Origin of the sequence: Methanobacterium sp. (assembly GCA_030017655.1) — an archaeon.
GTDB lineage: Archaea > Methanobacteriota > Methanobacteria > Methanobacteriales > Methanobacteriaceae > Methanobacterium_D.
On sequence record JASEIM010000003.1, the window covers coordinates 86,240 to 102,314 of the forward strand.

Sequence of the window (16,075 nt, forward strand, 5' to 3'; positions counted from 1 at the left end):
TGCTTAAATCAGACTATTTTAGGATTGAAATTAAAAAGGAAATATAAAAAATAATAGGTTTTATAATCGCTTAAATCAGACTATTTTAGGATTGAAATTTAAGATTATTTGAAGATGCAATTAATGATGATGATTGCTTAAATCAGACTATTTTAGGATTGAAATCAAGAGATAGATTATCTATTGATACAGTATAATCATAGCTTAAATCAGACTATTTTAGGATTGAAATTAAAAGACTTACTTACTTGCAAACTCATAAGGATTGCTTAAATCAGACTATTTTAGGATTGAAATTGTATTTTGCGCAGCACCAATTAGATAATTCCATATGCTTAAATCAGACTATTTTAGGATTGAAATCACTACAGTGTCGTCTAACCCGTTCAGATACTTGTAGGCTTAAATCAGACTATTTTAGGATTGAAATGCACGTACTGGCTGGTATATATGGTTATCGAGGAAGAGTTGCTTAAATCAGACTATTTTAGGATTGAAATTAAAAAAGGTGGGAAATTGAAAGAATTTGGAAAAAAAGCTTAAATCAGACTATTTTAGGATTGAAATCAAATAAAATTAGCTGCAAATATTCTTGATATACGGCTTAAATCAGACTATTTTAGGATTGAAATAAATAAGTAGTATGAAAGGTCTACGCAGTTTGCTATGCTTAAATCAGACTATTTTAGGATTGAAATATAGTTTTTATTATATTTAATATAACGGGATTGAATGCGCTTAAATCAGACTATTTTAGGATTGAAATTAAGCGTCTCTACTGATAACACAACCGTCAAGTTTCATGCTTAAATCAGACTATTTTAGGATTGAAATGCGCATATACTAGTTTCTACGTTGTTACTTAATGTTGCTTAAATCAGACTATTTTAGGATTGAAATTCGTTTAGCACATAATATTCTTTACCAGTAAAAGGCTTAAATCAGACTATTTTAGGATTGAAATCATTTTTGTAAAGGCAACTTTTTAATCTCAGCATAGGCTTAAATCAGACTATTTTAGGATTGAAATTTAAATAATCTAAATTCAACCGTATTGTCATTAGTAAGCTTAAATCAGACTATTTTAGGATTGAAATAGATATTTAAGGTTTAACGAATCTGGAGATATTAAAGGCTTAAATCAGACTATTTTAGGATTGAAATATATTCTTCTTGTCTTCTTCTATATCCTAATACGTGGGCTTAAATCAGACTATTTTAGGATTGAAATGGAAGCATATGACGAGGAAGGTAAAACATGGGATGAGGGGCTTAAATCAGACTATTTTAGGATTGAAATGGAAGCATATGACGAGGAAGGTAAAACATGGGATGAGGGGCTTAAATCAGACTATTTTAGGATTGAAATGAATGACTAAATTTGTAGCTAAAGGTCTTAGAGTTGGGCTTAAATCAGACTATTTTAGGATTGAAATAAAAAATTTTAAATCTCTTCTTCGCCTTTTCTGTCTGCTTAAATCAGACTATTTTAGGATTGAAATGAAGCTATATTACAGTTTAACTATTGGAAAGAGCCTAGCTTAAATCAGACTATTTTAGGATTGAAATGGGGGCGTCATAGGCTATGTCTATGAACTTTCTTCCGGCTTAAATCAGACTATTTTAGGATTGAAATGTATTCCTTGACGAAATAACTGTGACATCATCAAGGCTTAAATCAGACTATTTTAGGATTGAAATTCAAAAAGGTGGAACTGGTGGACTACGAATCAAAGAGCTTAAATCAGACTATTTTAGGGTTAAGATACTCTTAATAAAAGATTAAATAGATCTATTATATTTTAAAGATTTTAAAAGTTCTTGGATCGAAAAATAAAAGGTTTGAAAAGTTATTTACATTTTTTCCTCATGCTTTAAGTTTAGAGATTAAAAAATAAATAAGAATTCAAATTAAATTCCAGCTGTTCTTTTAACAGTTCTTCTATACTCATTGCTCTTTTTGTAAAATGCCTTATAAGTTTCTAGAAAACAATAGAAGCCATGTATAGTCATATTTTTTGAATCATTTGATATATCCTCTTTAATTTGTAGGATTAAATAATTAAAAAAGTAAAATTTTTAATTTATGGTACATTAAAATGTGTTATCCATAAATTTATCTATTGGAATTTTTGTTCAATCAGGCTCAATAATAATCAAAAGTTTATATTGCACAAATTTAAAATAATAATGAGAAATCCATTTTTAATGAATAATTAAAATAATGTTTTGTTAATAAAAAGATTCAATAAACTATTTAAAAACTTATTTTGGTGATATATTGACTAGAATTGCAATACTGGATCGTGATCGGTGCCAGCCCAAAAAATGCAACTATGTATGTATAGAATACTGCCCTGGCGTGAGAATGGAAGAAGACACCATCACCGTTGATCCTAAAACAAAAAAACCAATCATTTCAGAAGAATTATGTTCCGGATGCGGGATATGCACAAAAAGATGTTATTTTGATGCAGTAACCATTATCAACCTTCCAGAAGCTCTTGATGAGCCTATTCACCGATACGGCCAGAATATGTTCGAATTATTCGGCCTTCCAAACATAAAGGAAGGTTCCGTGGTGGGTATTTTAGGTCCAAACGGTATAGGGAAATCCACAATTGTCAGGATACTTTCAGGAGAATTAAGACCCAATATTGGAAATTATGAAGCAGAACCTGGCTGGGATGAAATAATAAACTATTTTAAAGGATCACAACTTCAATCTTATTTTAAAAAGCTCTCTGAAGGAGATATAAAGGTTTCTCATAAACCACAAATGGTGGATATGCTCTCAAAGGTGGTTAAAGGTGAAGTCAGAGGTCTCCTTGAAAGTATTGATGAGAGGAATAAACTGGATGAAGTGGCAAAAACCCTTGAGATAGAGCAGATACTGGATAGAGATATCTCTAAATTGGGCGGGGGCGAACTGCAGCGGGTGGCAATATCTGCAGCAGTCTTAAAAGACGCCGATTTCTATTATTTCGATGAACCAACATCATGGCTTGACGTTAAACAGAGACTAAACGCTGTTAAAGTTATAAGAAGTCTTGCAGATGAGGGAAAGTCTGTAATGGTTATAGAGCATGATTTAGCAGCACTTGATGCAATATCTGATTATGTGCACATTTTATATGGTCATCCGGGAGCTTATGGTGTTGTAGCCCAGATGCGGGGAGTAAGAGTCGGTATAAATACATATATCGGCGGATTTTTAAAAGAAGAGAATGTCAGATTCAGAAGACAGCCCATCGTTTTTGATATACGGCCTCCTGCAGAGGTAACAGAGGGTGAAATCCTTGCAGAATACACTGAACTTAAAAAGTCATTCAAAGGATTTTCAATTGATGTAGAAGAAGGAGAGGTTCAATATAACGAGATTATAACTGCATTTGGACCGAACGGTATAGGGAAGACCACCTTTGCCAAGATGCTTGCAGAGGTAATAAAACCAGACCAGGGAAAAATTAAAAAGAAGGTTTCTATTGCTTATAAGCCCCAGTATTTATCTTCCAATTATGATGGGACAGTACAGGAACTTTTAATGACAACAGCTTTTAATTACGGCACAACCCTATTTAAAACTGAAATTGTTAAGCCATTTGCACTAGAAGAGATCATGGATAAAAATGTTAAAGACTTAAGTGGAGGGGAGCTTCAGCGCCTTGCAATTGCCACTGCACTTTCAAAAGAGGCAGATATCTATCTTTTTGACGAGCCAACCGCATTTTTAGATGTTGAACAGAGACTGCGGGCTGCAAGAGCAATACGAAAGATAGTAGAAAGCCGCCATACGGCATCCATCATAATCGACCACGATATCGTGTTTATTGATTATATTTCAGACAGGGCAATGGTCTTTTACGGCGAACCAGGGTTTGAAGGTCATGCCACAAGGCCTATGGATCTTAGAAATGCAATGAATAAATTCCTTTCAGATGTTGGAATAACATTCAGAAGAGATAAGGAAACTAAAAGACCCCGTGTTAATAAGTTCGAAAGTTATCTTGACCGTGAACAAAAAGAAAAAGGAGAATATTATTATCTGGAAAGCTGAATCAACCGCTCAAAAATTTTTTCAGAATTTTTCAAGGATTGATTAAAAAAGTCCTGCAAAATCTTCGATTTTTCGGCCCGAAAAATTTCATTTTTCGACGGCCTCGCGAAAAAACAAGGCATGCGAAAACTAGTTTTTGCTGCCCGCAAAACTGTGAGTTTTGCGGTTCGGGAAACAAAGTTTCCACCAATGTCAAAATTTTTAATTTTGACAGTTTTCGCTGTGGAAGGACGAAATCTTTAGTATGTAATCTTTTTTTAAAGACTTTTATTTTTTTTAATTTAAGGCGTGTAATTTGTCTATTATTTCACATAATTAAAAAACAATGGATTAAAATAAAATTTAGTTAGATAAAGGTAATGGAGAGCTGATTCCAGATTTATTTTTATTTTAATTCTTTATTTTACTTTTACTTTTAAAATAAGCAGCATGTATGATTATAAAAATAATTAAAAAGAGAAGTTATTTTGTTCTTAAGTATTTTATTGCATCCTGGAAATCAACTGCAAACTTTTCAACGAATCTTGTTGGTATGGAGAAGCTCACTCTAAGATATCTGTGCCCGAAAAGCTTGCTTGTGTAGTTTCCTTCCCTTGCAAAGATTTTTCTTTTAAGAAGGAATTCTGCAACATCAACTGGCTCCACGCCGGTTTCATACAGGTCAATGGCAAGCATGTTACCGTCTGATGGATAGACAGGGATAAATGCGCCTTCTACATTGTCAACAGCTTCTTTAATGATTTCCTGATTTTTTCTTGTTGTACTTCTTATTCTGTCGATCCACTGTTGTTTTGATCTTACCGCCACCATGGCACCCTTTTGGGCAACAACATTTGTTCCAAGGTCATTTATAACTATACTCCTGACTGAATCTAAAACATCATGAGTGCTTATCATTGCCCCAATACGCAGTCCTGCCATTCCATAAATTTTAGAAAAGCTGTAAACAGTTACAGTATGATCTGGAACGTATTTAGCTGCAAGATGATGTTCTCTTGCAAAATCCCTGTAGGTTATATCATGAAGAAGATAAATATCATTATCAATAGCTAAATCTGCAAATTCTTTGATTTCTTCTTTGGTATAACATGAACCAAGTGGGTTTAAGGGGTCAACAAGGGATATTATCTTGGTATTCTCGTCCATATTTTGTTTTACAAGTTCTGGTGTTAGCTTGTATCCGTTTTCTTCGCTGTAAATAGGCACGGATTTAACATGATCTGCGAATCTGCTTGCAAAGTTGTCTATGATAAGGTATCCTGGATCGCAGGTTATAACATTGTCTGTAGGGTCTAATATGTCGTTCATGCAGAGATAGAGGGATTCTGTACCTCCAGCAGTTATCAGGATATCGTTATTCCCATCGTTAAGCCCTAAATCTTGAAGTATAAGACCTTTGAGCTCTGGAAATCCTTCTGGTGGTGGATACTTGCAGTAATCCTTGTTTTTAACGCTATCGATCATTGCGTGCATTATGTCGTTTTCTTCATGTAAATGGTTCGTGTTTTGACCCATCCAGACCATTTCTTCGTCATTATAAACGCAGTTAAAGAACTCATTTACAGTATCATATCCTTTAGGTAGCCTCTTAGCTGCTTTTGCATATTTTTTTGGTGAAATCATACATCTCACAACCACATTAAAATAATAGTAATTCTAAATGTGTCTAAAGTATATTATTCTTTTAAAAATCTATTATTTAAAACCGTTGTTGTATTTTATGGCCATTATTTCCTCATAAAACAGTTAAATAATATATTTATTTTTGGATTATTTATAATCTTTTATATTCTTATACTATTTTAATCCGCTGTCTACAATTTCAAACTTAACTTTCTGTCCTTCTGGCCGTGTTTTATGACGTTTTAAAAGGGCATATCTTTCTCCATTCTCATTTTTAATAAGTTCAACTATATTTTTACTCCAGTATTTTAAGATTGTACCACCTACAGGCTCAATTATACCTTCTTCATCAAAAACAGAATATATATGATTTGTGATAATTACAGCAATATCATATTTTCGTGCAATTTTTGAAAGAAGCCCCATTTGCTTACCAAGGTCTCTATTAATCTGAGTCTGCCCTCCATCCTTCAATCTATAAAGTGCAACAGCGGAATCGAGAATGATAAGATCTACTTTTTCATTTCCAGATTTAATTATACTTTCAACCTTTTTTAAGGCCTCGTCCTGTTCCTGGAAGTCTGTAGGTTCGAGAACTATTATGTTACCTGCAAATTCATCGAAACTATCTCCTGAAATCTGTTTTATTCTTTCAATTGATAATCCACCTTCAGTATCGATAAATATGGCTTTCCTGCCTTTTTGAGCGCAATGTACAAGAATTTTAAGCGCGATATTTGTTTTACCTGAACCTGGAGGGCCATAGAACTGAGTAAGAGCGCCCTTTTCAACGCCTCCACCAAGTATAGTATCTATTGAACACTCTAATGGTATTTTACTGCTTTTTTTCATGTTTGATAATGTATTCAATGCTAATTCCTCATAAAAGTTCTAAAGTATAGGTTTAATATTTTTTATGAATTAAAGAATTTTTATTTCTTAGTAACTGTTTAGGGATTATAATAAAAATAATTTTGGTATACACTAATCTGCTTTAAAATGCTTAAAATGGATATTGTCGGCATTTTAATGATTTTTAAAATTAGAAAAATTTTTAATAGATATTAAGATATTAATAATACTATTAATAAAAATCATATTGGTTAGATAATGCACGGTAAAAATTTAAAATATAAAGCCCTTGCATTTACATTAATTGCAATATGGTCTAATTATTATTTTTGTTCAATTGAAGATATAAAAGAGTCCATACTTCTGGCAGCATTAATTATGACATAACTAATTCTATTATTCTAAATCAGGTATTACAGCTCCAGATCTTAATATTTTTGGTGGGGAAACAGTCATATCTATTACAGTTGAATGTATTCCTTTTTTATAAACCCCTGCATCAATAATTAAATCAACCTTATCATCAAGCTGCATTATAATTTCTTCTACAGATCCCGGTATTTTTTCGCCTGAAATATTAGCGCTTGTGGTTGTTATTGGGAAATCCCTTGAAATTTCTCTACAAATCTCATTATCAGGAATTCTTATACCTATATTTTCACTACCAGATGTTAATATTGGGGGAATATTATCTTTTTTCTTTAAAATAACTGTAAATGGGCCTGGAAATAGTTGATTAATCTTTTTTTCAACAAATTCGTTTATATGGGCTATTTTTTTTATGTCTTCAACATCACTAACACATACAGAAATCGGTTTTTTATATGACCTTCTTTTAATCTCATATACTTTTTTCACAGCATCATGGTTAAAGGCATTAGCACCCATGCCATAAATTGTGTCGGTTGGGTAGATAACAGTGCCTCCATTCTTTAAAATATTGAGGGCAGTTTTTATCACTTTTTCTTGATTATGTGAGCCTATTTTAATTGTTTTCATTCAATCATCCGTTTTTAGATAAAATTCTATAGTTTAACATAAGTGCTGGCTTAGTTCTGTAATAAATTATATTAAATATCCTTATTATTTTTAAGCAACAATTTATAGTTTGAACACTATTTGCGAGATATTATCTTTTTTATCCAAAATTATATCTATTGGAATTTATAATTAACCAATATGCTCAACAGATTACGACCACAGCTTAAAGTCATAATTGATCCTGTTGCAAAACGAATTCCTATAAATCCAAACGTTCTTACCATAATAGGACTTCTTATGAGTGTTTTATCGGCTTATATGTTTTCACGAAAGGATTTATTGCTTGGAGGAATTTTTATAGCACTTAGCGGTATTGTAGATATACTGGATGGTGCTGTTGCACGGAATCATTCCGCAAGAACGCCATTTGGTGGAATTCTGGATTCTACTTCAGATAGATTTTCAGATGCATTCATTTTAATAGGTATAATTTACGGTGGATTCGTTGATTGGTTTATTGGAGCATTAGCTATAGTTGCCTCTCTCAGTGTTAGTTATGTAAGGGCTAGAGTTGAAGCAGAGGGAATAGAATGTAATGTTGGGATAGCTGAACGGGCTGAGCGTCTTGTTATTCTCATAATGGGAGTTGTCTTAAGTGTTGTGTTCAACTTTAATTTTGTTTATTATGCCGTTATTTTAATAGTTATACTTGGATATTTAACCGTTTTCCAGCGAATATATCATGCATGGAAGCAATTAAAGGTTAATAACTGATAAATATCAGGAATAGATATTATGGCTGATGAAAAGGACACTGTGAATCGTATTAAGAAAGATATTGAATTATTTACAAAAAATATAAAAGAAATAGATTCAATAGAATTAAATGAAAATGAAATTGAGACCATTGAAAGGGCTAAAAGCTACTTTGAAGATACCGATTACTACCTTAAAAAACAAGACTTAATTACATCTTTCGGCTGTATAACCTATGCTCATGGATTACTTGATGCGATTCGGCTTATTCATGGATTAATTTAATGGTAATTTATTTATTACTGAAAAAGGGATAAAATGAAAAGATTTTTTGGTAAAGAAACCAATATTGAGAAATATTCCAAATTGCATGTTGAACTGGTGTATGCATGCGCACGTAAACTTCAGGATGTTATGAAACACTTTTATGAAGGAAAATTTGATTTATTGGATAAAGAAGTTGAAGAACTAAGCCGTCTTGAGCATGAAGCCGATGAAATAAGAAGAAAAATGGAAATAGAATTTTATAACGGTGCATTTTTACCATTTGATAGGGAAGATAGAATAATTCTTGCAGAACTTGTAGATGCAGTTTCTGATGCATCCCAATCAGCAGCCTATGCAATATCCCTTGGAAAAATTAATTTTCCTCAAAGCTTTAAAGAAGATTTTGAAGAACTAACCGAAAAATCCTGTGAAACTGTTTCAGTACTTAGAGAGTGTGTGTCAACCCTTGATACAGATTTAAGCGCTGCACTTGTTAAAGCACATGAAGTTGAAGCAAAAGAAGAACAGGGAGACATAATAGAAAGAAGAATAATCTGCAAACTCTACGCTGCATATAGGAAAAAGGAAATTAGTATACTTAAATTTATAGAACTTAAAAATATTACAGAAAAAATAGGTAATATTGCAGATCGGGCAGAAGATGCCTCTGATCGCGTTCCCATTATTGTGGCAAAAAGAAGAGGATAAGCACTGCTTTAAGAAAGCTTTACTTAAAAATTAATTTTCATGCAAATTAAAATTGAAAAGGTTAAAGAAGCAGCACATGATTTAAGGTTTCTTCTTAACAGGAAATACAGAAAAAAGAATGCTCTGGAATTTGTTTCTAATAAATATCTTTTAAACAGGCAGGAGAGAAACTTCCTTGCAAGATCAGTATTTTCTAAATCAAAATCAGATGAAAGAAGAGCTAAAATAACTAATATAGATGAAATAGAGGGTAAAATATTAATTGTGGACGGATACAACGTTCTTATTACTGTAGAAAGTATTTTATATGGGGACTTTGATTCAATTGTTTTATGTGATGATAATGTGGTGAGGGATTTAAAGGCCGTATTTGGGAAATATAAATTCAGCGAAATTACAGAAATTGCATTAAACCTGATTTTAACTCTAATAAGTAGATATAAACCTTTAAATATTGTTTTTTTTCTGGATAATCCTGTAAGCTTCAGCGGTAAACTTGCCGGGCTTGTAATGGATATTATGGATAATCTTGGGCTTAAAGGGATAGTTAAACTTTCAAAAAATGTAGATATGGAAATTAAAGCAATAGCCAGCCGAGAAGATGTGGTTGTAGCTACAAGCGATAGCGTCATAATAGATAATGTGAATAAATTTGTTGATATTCCCTCTTACTTTTTAAATAATAAGAATTAAAGAATATTTTCCGGCTATTTTAACTTAAAACTATAAAAGCCTGAAAAACATAGATTTTATGGTTATTTTTTGTATAAAACATATATTAATAATAAGAATAAATATATAATTAATAAAAAATTGGTGATATAATGGAATTTAACGATGAATTTTATAAAGAAAAAGTGGGTCAGGAACTTCAATCAAGAATGGAATGGTTCAAGGAAGCGCTGGATAATGAAAAAAAGCGAGAAGAACTTCATGAAAGTATTCAAGGGTCTGAAGTAATTATTCGCCTTGAAATATATCTACCCACAGATGATCCAGAAAACTTCATGGATGGGCTGTATTTATACATCAACAACAGCGGAGAAATCGTTGATGCCGATTATTACTTCAGAGATTCGTGTAATGGGGCAATTACAAGGGTGGAAGGCGATAATCTTCAGGTGATAAAAGATCTATTTCAGGATGCATTTTCATTAGAAATAGAATAGAAAAATTCTATTAAATTCTTAAACTGTCAAATGAAAATAATTTAGAGTTTTATATGGAATTAGATATATTTAAAGAAGATAAATGTAATCAACAATATTTGATTTTTGGTCAATAAACTACATTTATACTTTGAATTTCCAATTATAACCAAATATATAAGATAATATAGCTAAATGAACATAATATTATTCATATTAATATAGATTGTTAAAATTTACATTGTAAAATAGGAAAATGTAATCATGTAGATCAGGAAACAAAGCTTTCAGATTACTATGATTACTTTTCAATAAATGTTAAAAGTAATATTAATAAAACCAAGCATGGAGGATTAAAATGCGCAGTTTTGAAAGACTGACCTCCTTAAAGGACTATATTCCTTTAAAAAGAAGGGAGTCAGGAGGAAAAAATATAGGTCTTCTTGTTGATGGACCTAATATGTTAAGAAAAGAATTCAGCCTTAATCTTGACCTTGTAAGGCAGATTATATCTGAATATGGGGATATGAGAGTTGGTAAGGTTTTATTGAACCAGTATGCTTCAGATAAACTTATTGAAGCAATTGTTAATCAGGGATTCACACCTGTTGTTGTTGCTGGTGATACTGATGTTTATATGGCTGTTGAAGCCATGGAATTAATTTATAATCCTAATATCGATGTTATTGCTCTTATGACTCGTGATGCTGATTTTTTACCAATTATCAATAAAGCAAAGGAAAATGGAAAAGAAACAATAGTTATTGGGGCCGAACCCGGATTCAGCGCGGCTCTACAGAATTCATCAGACCATGCAATTATCTTAAAAGCTGAAAACAGCAAAGGCAAACAGAATAATAATCTAAGGGAAGAAAATGCTTATTAACTCATCAGTGGATGAAGTAAGAAAAAGGGAAAACTCATTTAGTATAATAAATTCTATTTTAAAAAAGTACGGAAGAGAAGATTTTTACGACTTAACCGGTCTTGCCGGAGGATTTCGTTTAAGCCCTGATGATATCAATCTTCTTGAAACCTACGCCGGCCCAGCAATATTTGAAAGCCAGTTACAGGAAGCAGGAAAACAGCATCTTGGTGGGGAAAAAATACTGGCTTTTAATAGGACTACTGCAGGGATTTTGGCAGCTGTCCTGGCACTTGTAAAGCCGGGTGATGAGGTTATCCATTATCTACCTAAATTCCCGTCTCATCCATCCATTCCAAGGAGTACTGAACTTGTTGGAGCTTCGTATAAGGAATTTGATGATATAAATGACTTTGAAGTCCATGAAAACACTTCTTTAGTAATAATTACTGGTTCTACCATGGATCATGATATAATAAATGAAGATGAATTTTCCAGCATAATTACGATTTCAAAATCAAAAAACATCCCGGTTTTTGTTGATGATGCCTCTGGAGCAAGATTAAGAACGGTGATCTATAATCAGCCTAAAGCTATGGATATGGGTGCTGATATTGTAATTACAAGCACAGATAAATTAATGGACGGTCCAAGAGCAGGGCTTATGTCTGGAAAAAAGGAAATCATTGATCTAATAAAAGCAAAAGCCAATCAATTTGGCCTTGAGGCACAAAGCTCCACCATTGTGGGTATAATAAGGGCTATTGAGAATTTCAGCGGAGAAAGAATGTTAGAAGCATTCAAGAAAAAACACACAGTTTATGAGGTTCTAAAAAAAGATATTATTAACATTAGGGAAACTCCAACCGGCATAATGCTTTCTGCAGATGATTTAGTGGATGAATTAAATAAAAAAGGTATAGAAACCGAATTTACGTCTAATGATGTGGCATGTGTTTTTTCAGTACTTCTACTAAGAAACTATCATATTTTAACTATACCTGCTGTAGGAATGCCCGGAGCATCTGCAACAATCAGAATTGACCTGTCATCAAAGGATGCTGAACGTGTGAATGTTGATTATATTGTTAAGGCTATGATTGAAACTTTTTCACATCTTGGAGAAATAGTAAATTATAAAATTGCATGTTCTACTCTTTTATTTGAAAATGGCCTGTAACTCTTTTTATTTATAATTTTTTATTGGAGGTTTCATGATAGAAATAGATGGATCTTTTGGAGAAGGTGGAGGTGCCATTGTAAGAAATGCTGTGGCTCTATCTGCCTTAACATCAAAACCAATCACTATCAAAAATATACGTGCAAACAGACCAAAACCGGGTTTGATGCCCCAGCATTTTAATGCTGTAAAAGCGGTTGCGCAGTTATCGGGTGCTAAAATTGATAAATTAAAGGTAGGTTCTACTGAAATCTCCTTTAAGCCAGAAAGTATTGAGGGAGGCAAATTTGAAATAGATATCAAAACAGCAGGGAGCATCACAATGGTTCTTCAGGCATTTATGATACCTGCAGCATTTGCAGATTTCCCGGTTGAAATCATGATTAAAGGAGGAACCGATGTTAGATGGTCGCCTCCAGTAGATTATTTGCAGAATATAACACTTAAAATCCTGCAGATTATGGGATACAATGCAAAAATTGATGTAATACGTAGGGGCCATTATCCACGTGGAGGTGGCGTTGTAAATGTTAATATTAATCCTGTTAAGAAATTAAACCCAGTAAAACTCATTGATCTCCAATTTAATAAAATAAAAGGAATATCCCATGCAGTAAACTTGCCTGAACATGTTGCGGTAAGGCAGGCAGAAGGTGCAGAAAAACTGCTTAAAGCAGGTGGAATTGAATCAGAAATAGAAATCGAACATTCTGAGAATGTTTTAGGGCCCGGATCAGGAATTACATTATGGAGTGATGGAGATATTCCTCTTGGTGGCAGTTATATCGGAGAACGTGGCTTGAGAGCAGAAAGAGTTGGACAGAAAGCTGCAGAAGAAATTTTATACCATATATCCAGGGGTGTTGCCCTCGATAAATATATGGGAGATCAGATAATCCCATATATGGCAATTGCCGGTAATTCAATGGTACAAACGGCAGAATTAACAGATCATACACTTACAAACATTTATGTGGCTGAAAAAATAATGAAAAAAAAGTTTAAAATAGAGGGCAGTCCTGGAAAAACTGCAATTATAAAAATTGGTTGATTTAAATTATCTTAAATTTTCATGCTCTGAATGTAATGTTAAAGATTTAAATGGTTCTGTTTAGGTCCTCAACATGCCTGCATTCCCCTGAAATCATCTTTTTAAGTGAGCCATCCTTAAGTTCTAGAATCAATGCTCCTTCACTATTTACTCCTACAGCTTCGCCTTTTACAATTTTTGTGCCAGTACGAACTTCTACTTTGCTTCCAATTGTTTTGGAGTATTTACGCCATCTATTTAATATATTCCTGAAATTTCCTTTATTAAATTCATTGTACATTTCTTCGAAGTTCTCAAGGAATTTTCTTACAAGTATCATACGGGAGATGTCTTTTTCCAGTTCATTTTTAAGGGATGTTGTATTTTCTCTCAGTTCTGGAGGTAGTAAATCTAAATCAACATTTGCATCAATTCCAATTCCAGCAATGATATAGTCAATTGAGTCTATTGCAGTGCTTATCTCTGTCAATATGCCGCAAACCTTTTTATTTTCAATTAAAATATCATTAGGCCATTTAATGCCTACATCAAGCCCATATTCTTCTTTAATAGTATCTGCGGCAGCAACACCTGCAGTAAATGTTAGTTGGGGGGCGTTTATTGGTAATGTGTCTGGTCTTAGAATAATAGACATCCATGCACCGCCCAGTGGGGAAATCCATGGTTTTCCACGCCTACCTCTCCCTCTTTTCTGACTTTCAGCTATTACCACAACTCCTTCAGCAGCTCCTTCCTGGGCAAGCCTTTTTGCAACTTCATTTGTAGAATCAACTTCTCTAAAATAATGAATTTCTTTTCCAATATAGGTGGTATTGAGTTCATTTTTTAGTTTATTGGGTAAAATTAGGGTTAATTCCTCATCAAGCTTAAATTCATTGTCTGAATATGATTCAATACTATATCCTTCATTTATAAGTGATTTAATATGTTCATATACGCTGGATGCCGGAATTTCAAGTTCTGAAGAGATTTCATCAATAGAGATATATTTTCCCTTTTTTTCATAAAGTGTTTCCAATACTTTATTTTTCATTTTAACACCTGCATTTCAATATATAATGATTGAAATGATATTTATTGGGATTTTTTAGATAATGAATTTGCCATGTAACTGTTTACAGCAGCAGAAACTGCTGCAACTTTTGGAGATGGTTTAAATGTTGATCTAAGTCTCGCTGCTGTTTCTTCATCTGCCTTAATTACTTCGGCCATATGTCCCATGATTTCATCACGATACTGGTCAACAAAATGGGTATGCAGTTTTCCCTTTCTGAAATGTTCACTCAGCATCATTGATTTATGGAAAGGTATTGTTGTCTTAACTCCAAGAATGATGTATTCATTCAGGGCCCTTCTCATACGTGCTATGGCTTCATTTCTTGTCATTCCCCATACAATGAGTTTAGATATCATTGAATCATAATATGGGGGAATAACATAGTTCATGTAAACTCCACTATCAACTCTTACTCCTATTCCTCCTGGAGACCGGTAACCTGTTATTTTTCCAGGATTTGGAGCGAAATCATTAAGGGGATCTTCAGCATTTATTCTGCATTCTATGGCATGGCCCCTTACTTTAATATCTTCTTGAGAGCAACAGAGTTCTTCACCAGAAGCAATATTCAACTGTTGTTTTACCAGATCGATTCCTGTTACAACCTCTGTAATCGGATGCTCAACCTGTATACGGGTATTCATCTCAAGGAAGTAATAATCACCATCTGAATACAAAAATTCCACAGTTCCAGCATTTGTATATCCTATAGAAGAAGCAGCTCTAACTGCTGCCCCTCCCATTTCTTCCCTCAATTCTTCGGTCATAATGGGAGATGGTGATTCTTCAATGAGTTTTTGATGTCTTCGCTGAATTGAACATTCACGATCTGCAACATGGATGGTGTTCCCATGCTCATCAGCAAGGATCTGGAATTCTATATGACGGGGCTCTTCCACATATTTTTCAATATAAATGGTTGAATCTCCAAATGCTGAGGCTGCAACTGATTGTGTGGATTCAATTGCACGTACAAGCTCATCTTCTTCATAAACTGTACGCATTCCAATTCCTCCCCCTCCAGCTGAAGCTTTCACAATAACAGGGTATCCTATAGACTCTGCTATATCAACCGCATCTTCAAGTTCAGTTACTCCTTTAGCAGTACCTGGGATAACAGGTACTCCTGCAGCACGCATTAACTTTTTAGATTCAATTTTACTCCCCATAGATTCTATAACAGATCCTTTGGGTCCTATTAATTTGATTCCATGTTTTTCACATTCTTCTCCAAGTTTAGGGTTTTCGGCTAAAAATCCATATCCTGGGTGAATTCCCTCAGCGCCACATTTTTCTGCAACATCAATTATCTTCTCAATACTTAAATAACTTTCCGAAGGGCTTGGTTTTCCAATATTATATGCTTCATCAGCATATTTTGCAAAAAGGGAATTTTTATCTGCATCAGAATACACTGCAACACTTTTCACTCCGAGTTCTTTACAAGCTCTCATGACTCTTATTGCTATTTCACCACGATTGGCAATCAGGATTTTATTAAACATGATATCGCCTCTACTATTTCACTGG

At 33.4% G+C, this 16,075-nt stretch carries 15 protein-coding genes and 1 CRISPR repeat array (1 of these 16 only partly in view); of the genes, 10 read left to right on the forward strand and 5 right to left on the reverse strand.

Going from position 1 to position 16,075, the window contains the following annotated elements; genetic code table 11:
• Positions 1-1,767: a CRISPR direct-repeat array (repeat unit 30 nt; unit sequence GCTTAAATCAGACTATTTTAGGATTGAAAT) (it extends 1,452 nt beyond the left edge of the window).
• Between the two features lie 514 nt (positions 1,768-2,281).
• Positions 2,282-4,057, forward strand: coding sequence for a ribosome biogenesis/translation initiation ATPase RLI (locus QMD61_02535; GenBank protein MDI6723506.1), 1,776 nt, complete (start codon positions 2,282-2,284; stop codon positions 4,055-4,057).
• Between the two features lie 462 nt (positions 4,058-4,519).
• On the opposite strand, the gene QMD61_02540 is transcribed toward QMD61_02535, so the two are convergent.
• Together QMD61_02540 and radB are read right to left on the reverse strand one after the other, a co-directional pair.
• Positions 4,520-5,680, reverse strand: a complete 1,161-nt coding sequence (locus QMD61_02540; protein ID MDI6723507.1) for a pyridoxal phosphate-dependent aminotransferase — start codon at positions 5,678-5,680, stop codon at positions 4,520-4,522.
• A 174-nt stretch (positions 5,681-5,854) separates the two neighbouring features.
• Complete coding sequence (gene radB, locus QMD61_02545) at positions 5,855-6,550, reverse strand: DNA repair and recombination protein RadB (protein MDI6723508.1); 696 nt, start codon at positions 6,548-6,550, stop codon at positions 5,855-5,857.
• A 240-nt stretch (positions 6,551-6,790) separates the two neighbouring features.
• On the opposite strand from radB, the gene QMD61_02550 reads away from it, so the two are divergent.
• Complete coding sequence (locus QMD61_02550) at positions 6,791-6,919, forward strand: hypothetical protein (protein ID MDI6723509.1); 129 nt, start codon at positions 6,791-6,793, stop codon at positions 6,917-6,919.
• Between the two features lie 9 nt (positions 6,920-6,928).
• Here the strand turns inward: QMD61_02550 and QMD61_02555 are convergent, their stop codons facing one another.
• A complete protein-coding gene (locus tag QMD61_02555) occupies positions 6,929-7,531 on the reverse strand; it encodes an L-threonylcarbamoyladenylate synthase (GenBank protein ID MDI6723510.1) in 603 nt (200 codons plus the stop codon).
• Positions 7,532-7,711: 180 nt separating this feature from the next.
• Here QMD61_02555 and pgsA point away from each other — a divergent pair, with 180 nt between their 5' ends.
• The 8 genes from pgsA to rtcA all read left to right on the forward strand — a co-directional run bounded on the left by pgsA (position 7,712) and on the right by rtcA (position 13,488).
• Entirely contained in the window at positions 7,712-8,287 is a 576-nt protein-coding gene (pgsA, locus tag QMD61_02560; protein ID MDI6723511.1) for an archaetidylinositol phosphate synthase, read from the forward strand.
• Positions 8,288-8,308: 21 nt separating this feature from the next.
• Positions 8,309-8,554 (forward strand): DUF357 domain-containing protein, encoded by a 246-nt coding sequence (locus tag QMD61_02565; GenBank protein ID MDI6723512.1) that lies wholly within the window; start codon positions 8,309-8,311, stop codon positions 8,552-8,554.
• A 33-nt stretch (positions 8,555-8,587) separates the two neighbouring features.
• The gene (locus QMD61_02570; GenBank protein ID MDI6723513.1) at positions 8,588-9,244 is read left to right on the forward strand and encodes a TIGR00153 family protein; all 657 of its coding nucleotides are present in this window, start codon (positions 8,588-8,590) and stop codon (positions 9,242-9,244) included.
• A gap of 39 nt (positions 9,245-9,283) precedes the next feature.
• On the forward strand, positions 9,284-9,937 hold the full coding sequence (locus QMD61_02575; GenBank protein MDI6723514.1) for a DUF434 domain-containing protein: 654 nt from the start codon (positions 9,284-9,286) through the stop codon (positions 9,935-9,937).
• 131 nt (positions 9,938-10,068) lie between these two features.
• Positions 10,069-10,413, forward strand: coding sequence for a hypothetical protein (locus QMD61_02580; GenBank protein ID MDI6723515.1), 345 nt, complete (start codon positions 10,069-10,071; stop codon positions 10,411-10,413).
• Positions 10,414-10,750: 337 nt separating this feature from the next.
• The gene (locus QMD61_02585) at positions 10,751-11,278 is read left to right on the forward strand and encodes a TIGR00288 family NYN domain-containing protein (protein ID MDI6723516.1); all 528 of its coding nucleotides are present in this window, start codon (positions 10,751-10,753) and stop codon (positions 11,276-11,278) included.
• Entirely contained in the window at positions 11,268-12,437 is a 1,170-nt protein-coding gene (locus QMD61_02590) for a TIGR03576 family pyridoxal phosphate-dependent enzyme (GenBank protein ID MDI6723517.1), read from the forward strand. Before QMD61_02585 ends, QMD61_02590 begins: the two co-directional genes overlap by 11 nt.
• Before the next feature lie 34 nt (positions 12,438-12,471).
• Entirely contained in the window at positions 12,472-13,488 is a 1,017-nt protein-coding gene (gene rtcA / locus QMD61_02595; GenBank protein ID MDI6723518.1) for an RNA 3'-terminal phosphate cyclase, read from the forward strand.
• A gap of 46 nt (positions 13,489-13,534) precedes the next feature.
• Here rtcA and QMD61_02600 read toward each other — a convergent pair whose 3' ends face one another.
• Positions 13,535-14,521 (reverse strand): biotin--[acetyl-CoA-carboxylase] ligase, encoded by a 987-nt coding sequence (locus QMD61_02600; protein ID MDI6723519.1) that lies wholly within the window; start codon positions 14,519-14,521, stop codon positions 13,535-13,537.
• Positions 14,522-14,562: 41 nt separating this feature from the next.
• Positions 14,563-16,050, reverse strand: coding sequence for an acetyl-CoA carboxylase biotin carboxylase subunit (locus QMD61_02605; GenBank protein ID MDI6723520.1), 1,488 nt, complete (start codon positions 16,048-16,050; stop codon positions 14,563-14,565).
• Positions 16,051-16,075: the final 25 nt, after the last annotated feature.

What these genes read in the sequence shown, in the direction of transcription:
- QMD61_02570 (MDI6723513.1), top strand. Translation starts at nt 8,588, where the DNA reads ATGAAAAGATTTTTTGGTAAAGAAACCAATATTGAGAAATATTCCAAA.
- QMD61_02540 (MDI6723507.1), bottom strand. Translation starts at nt 5,680, where the DNA reads ATGATTTCACCAAAAAAATATGCAAAAGCAGCTAAGAGGCTACCTAAA.
- pgsA (MDI6723511.1), top strand. Translation starts at nt 7,712, where the DNA reads ATGCTCAACAGATTACGACCACAGCTTAAAGTCATAATTGATCCTGTT.
- QMD61_02605 (MDI6723520.1), bottom strand. Translation starts at nt 16,050, where the DNA reads ATGTTTAATAAAATCCTGATTGCCAATCGTGGTGAAATAGCAATAAGA.
- QMD61_02580 (MDI6723515.1), top strand. Translation starts at nt 10,069, where the DNA reads ATGGAATTTAACGATGAATTTTATAAAGAAAAAGTGGGTCAGGAACTT.
- QMD61_02585 (MDI6723516.1), top strand. Translation starts at nt 10,751, where the DNA reads ATGCGCAGTTTTGAAAGACTGACCTCCTTAAAGGACTATATTCCTTTA.
- QMD61_02550 (MDI6723509.1), top strand. Translation starts at nt 6,791, where the DNA reads ATGCACGGTAAAAATTTAAAATATAAAGCCCTTGCATTTACATTAATT.
- QMD61_02555 (MDI6723510.1), bottom strand. Translation starts at nt 7,531, where the DNA reads ATGAAAACAATTAAAATAGGCTCACATAATCAAGAAAAAGTGATAAAA.
- QMD61_02590 (MDI6723517.1), top strand. Translation starts at nt 11,268, where the DNA reads ATGCTTATTAACTCATCAGTGGATGAAGTAAGAAAAAGGGAAAACTCA.
- QMD61_02565 (MDI6723512.1), top strand. Translation starts at nt 8,309, where the DNA reads ATGGCTGATGAAAAGGACACTGTGAATCGTATTAAGAAAGATATTGAA.
- rtcA (MDI6723518.1), top strand. Translation starts at nt 12,472, where the DNA reads ATGATAGAAATAGATGGATCTTTTGGAGAAGGTGGAGGTGCCATTGTA.
- QMD61_02575 (MDI6723514.1), top strand. Translation starts at nt 9,284, where the DNA reads ATGCAAATTAAAATTGAAAAGGTTAAAGAAGCAGCACATGATTTAAGG.
- QMD61_02600 (MDI6723519.1), bottom strand. Translation starts at nt 14,521, where the DNA reads ATGAAAAATAAAGTATTGGAAACACTTTATGAAAAAAAGGGAAAATAT.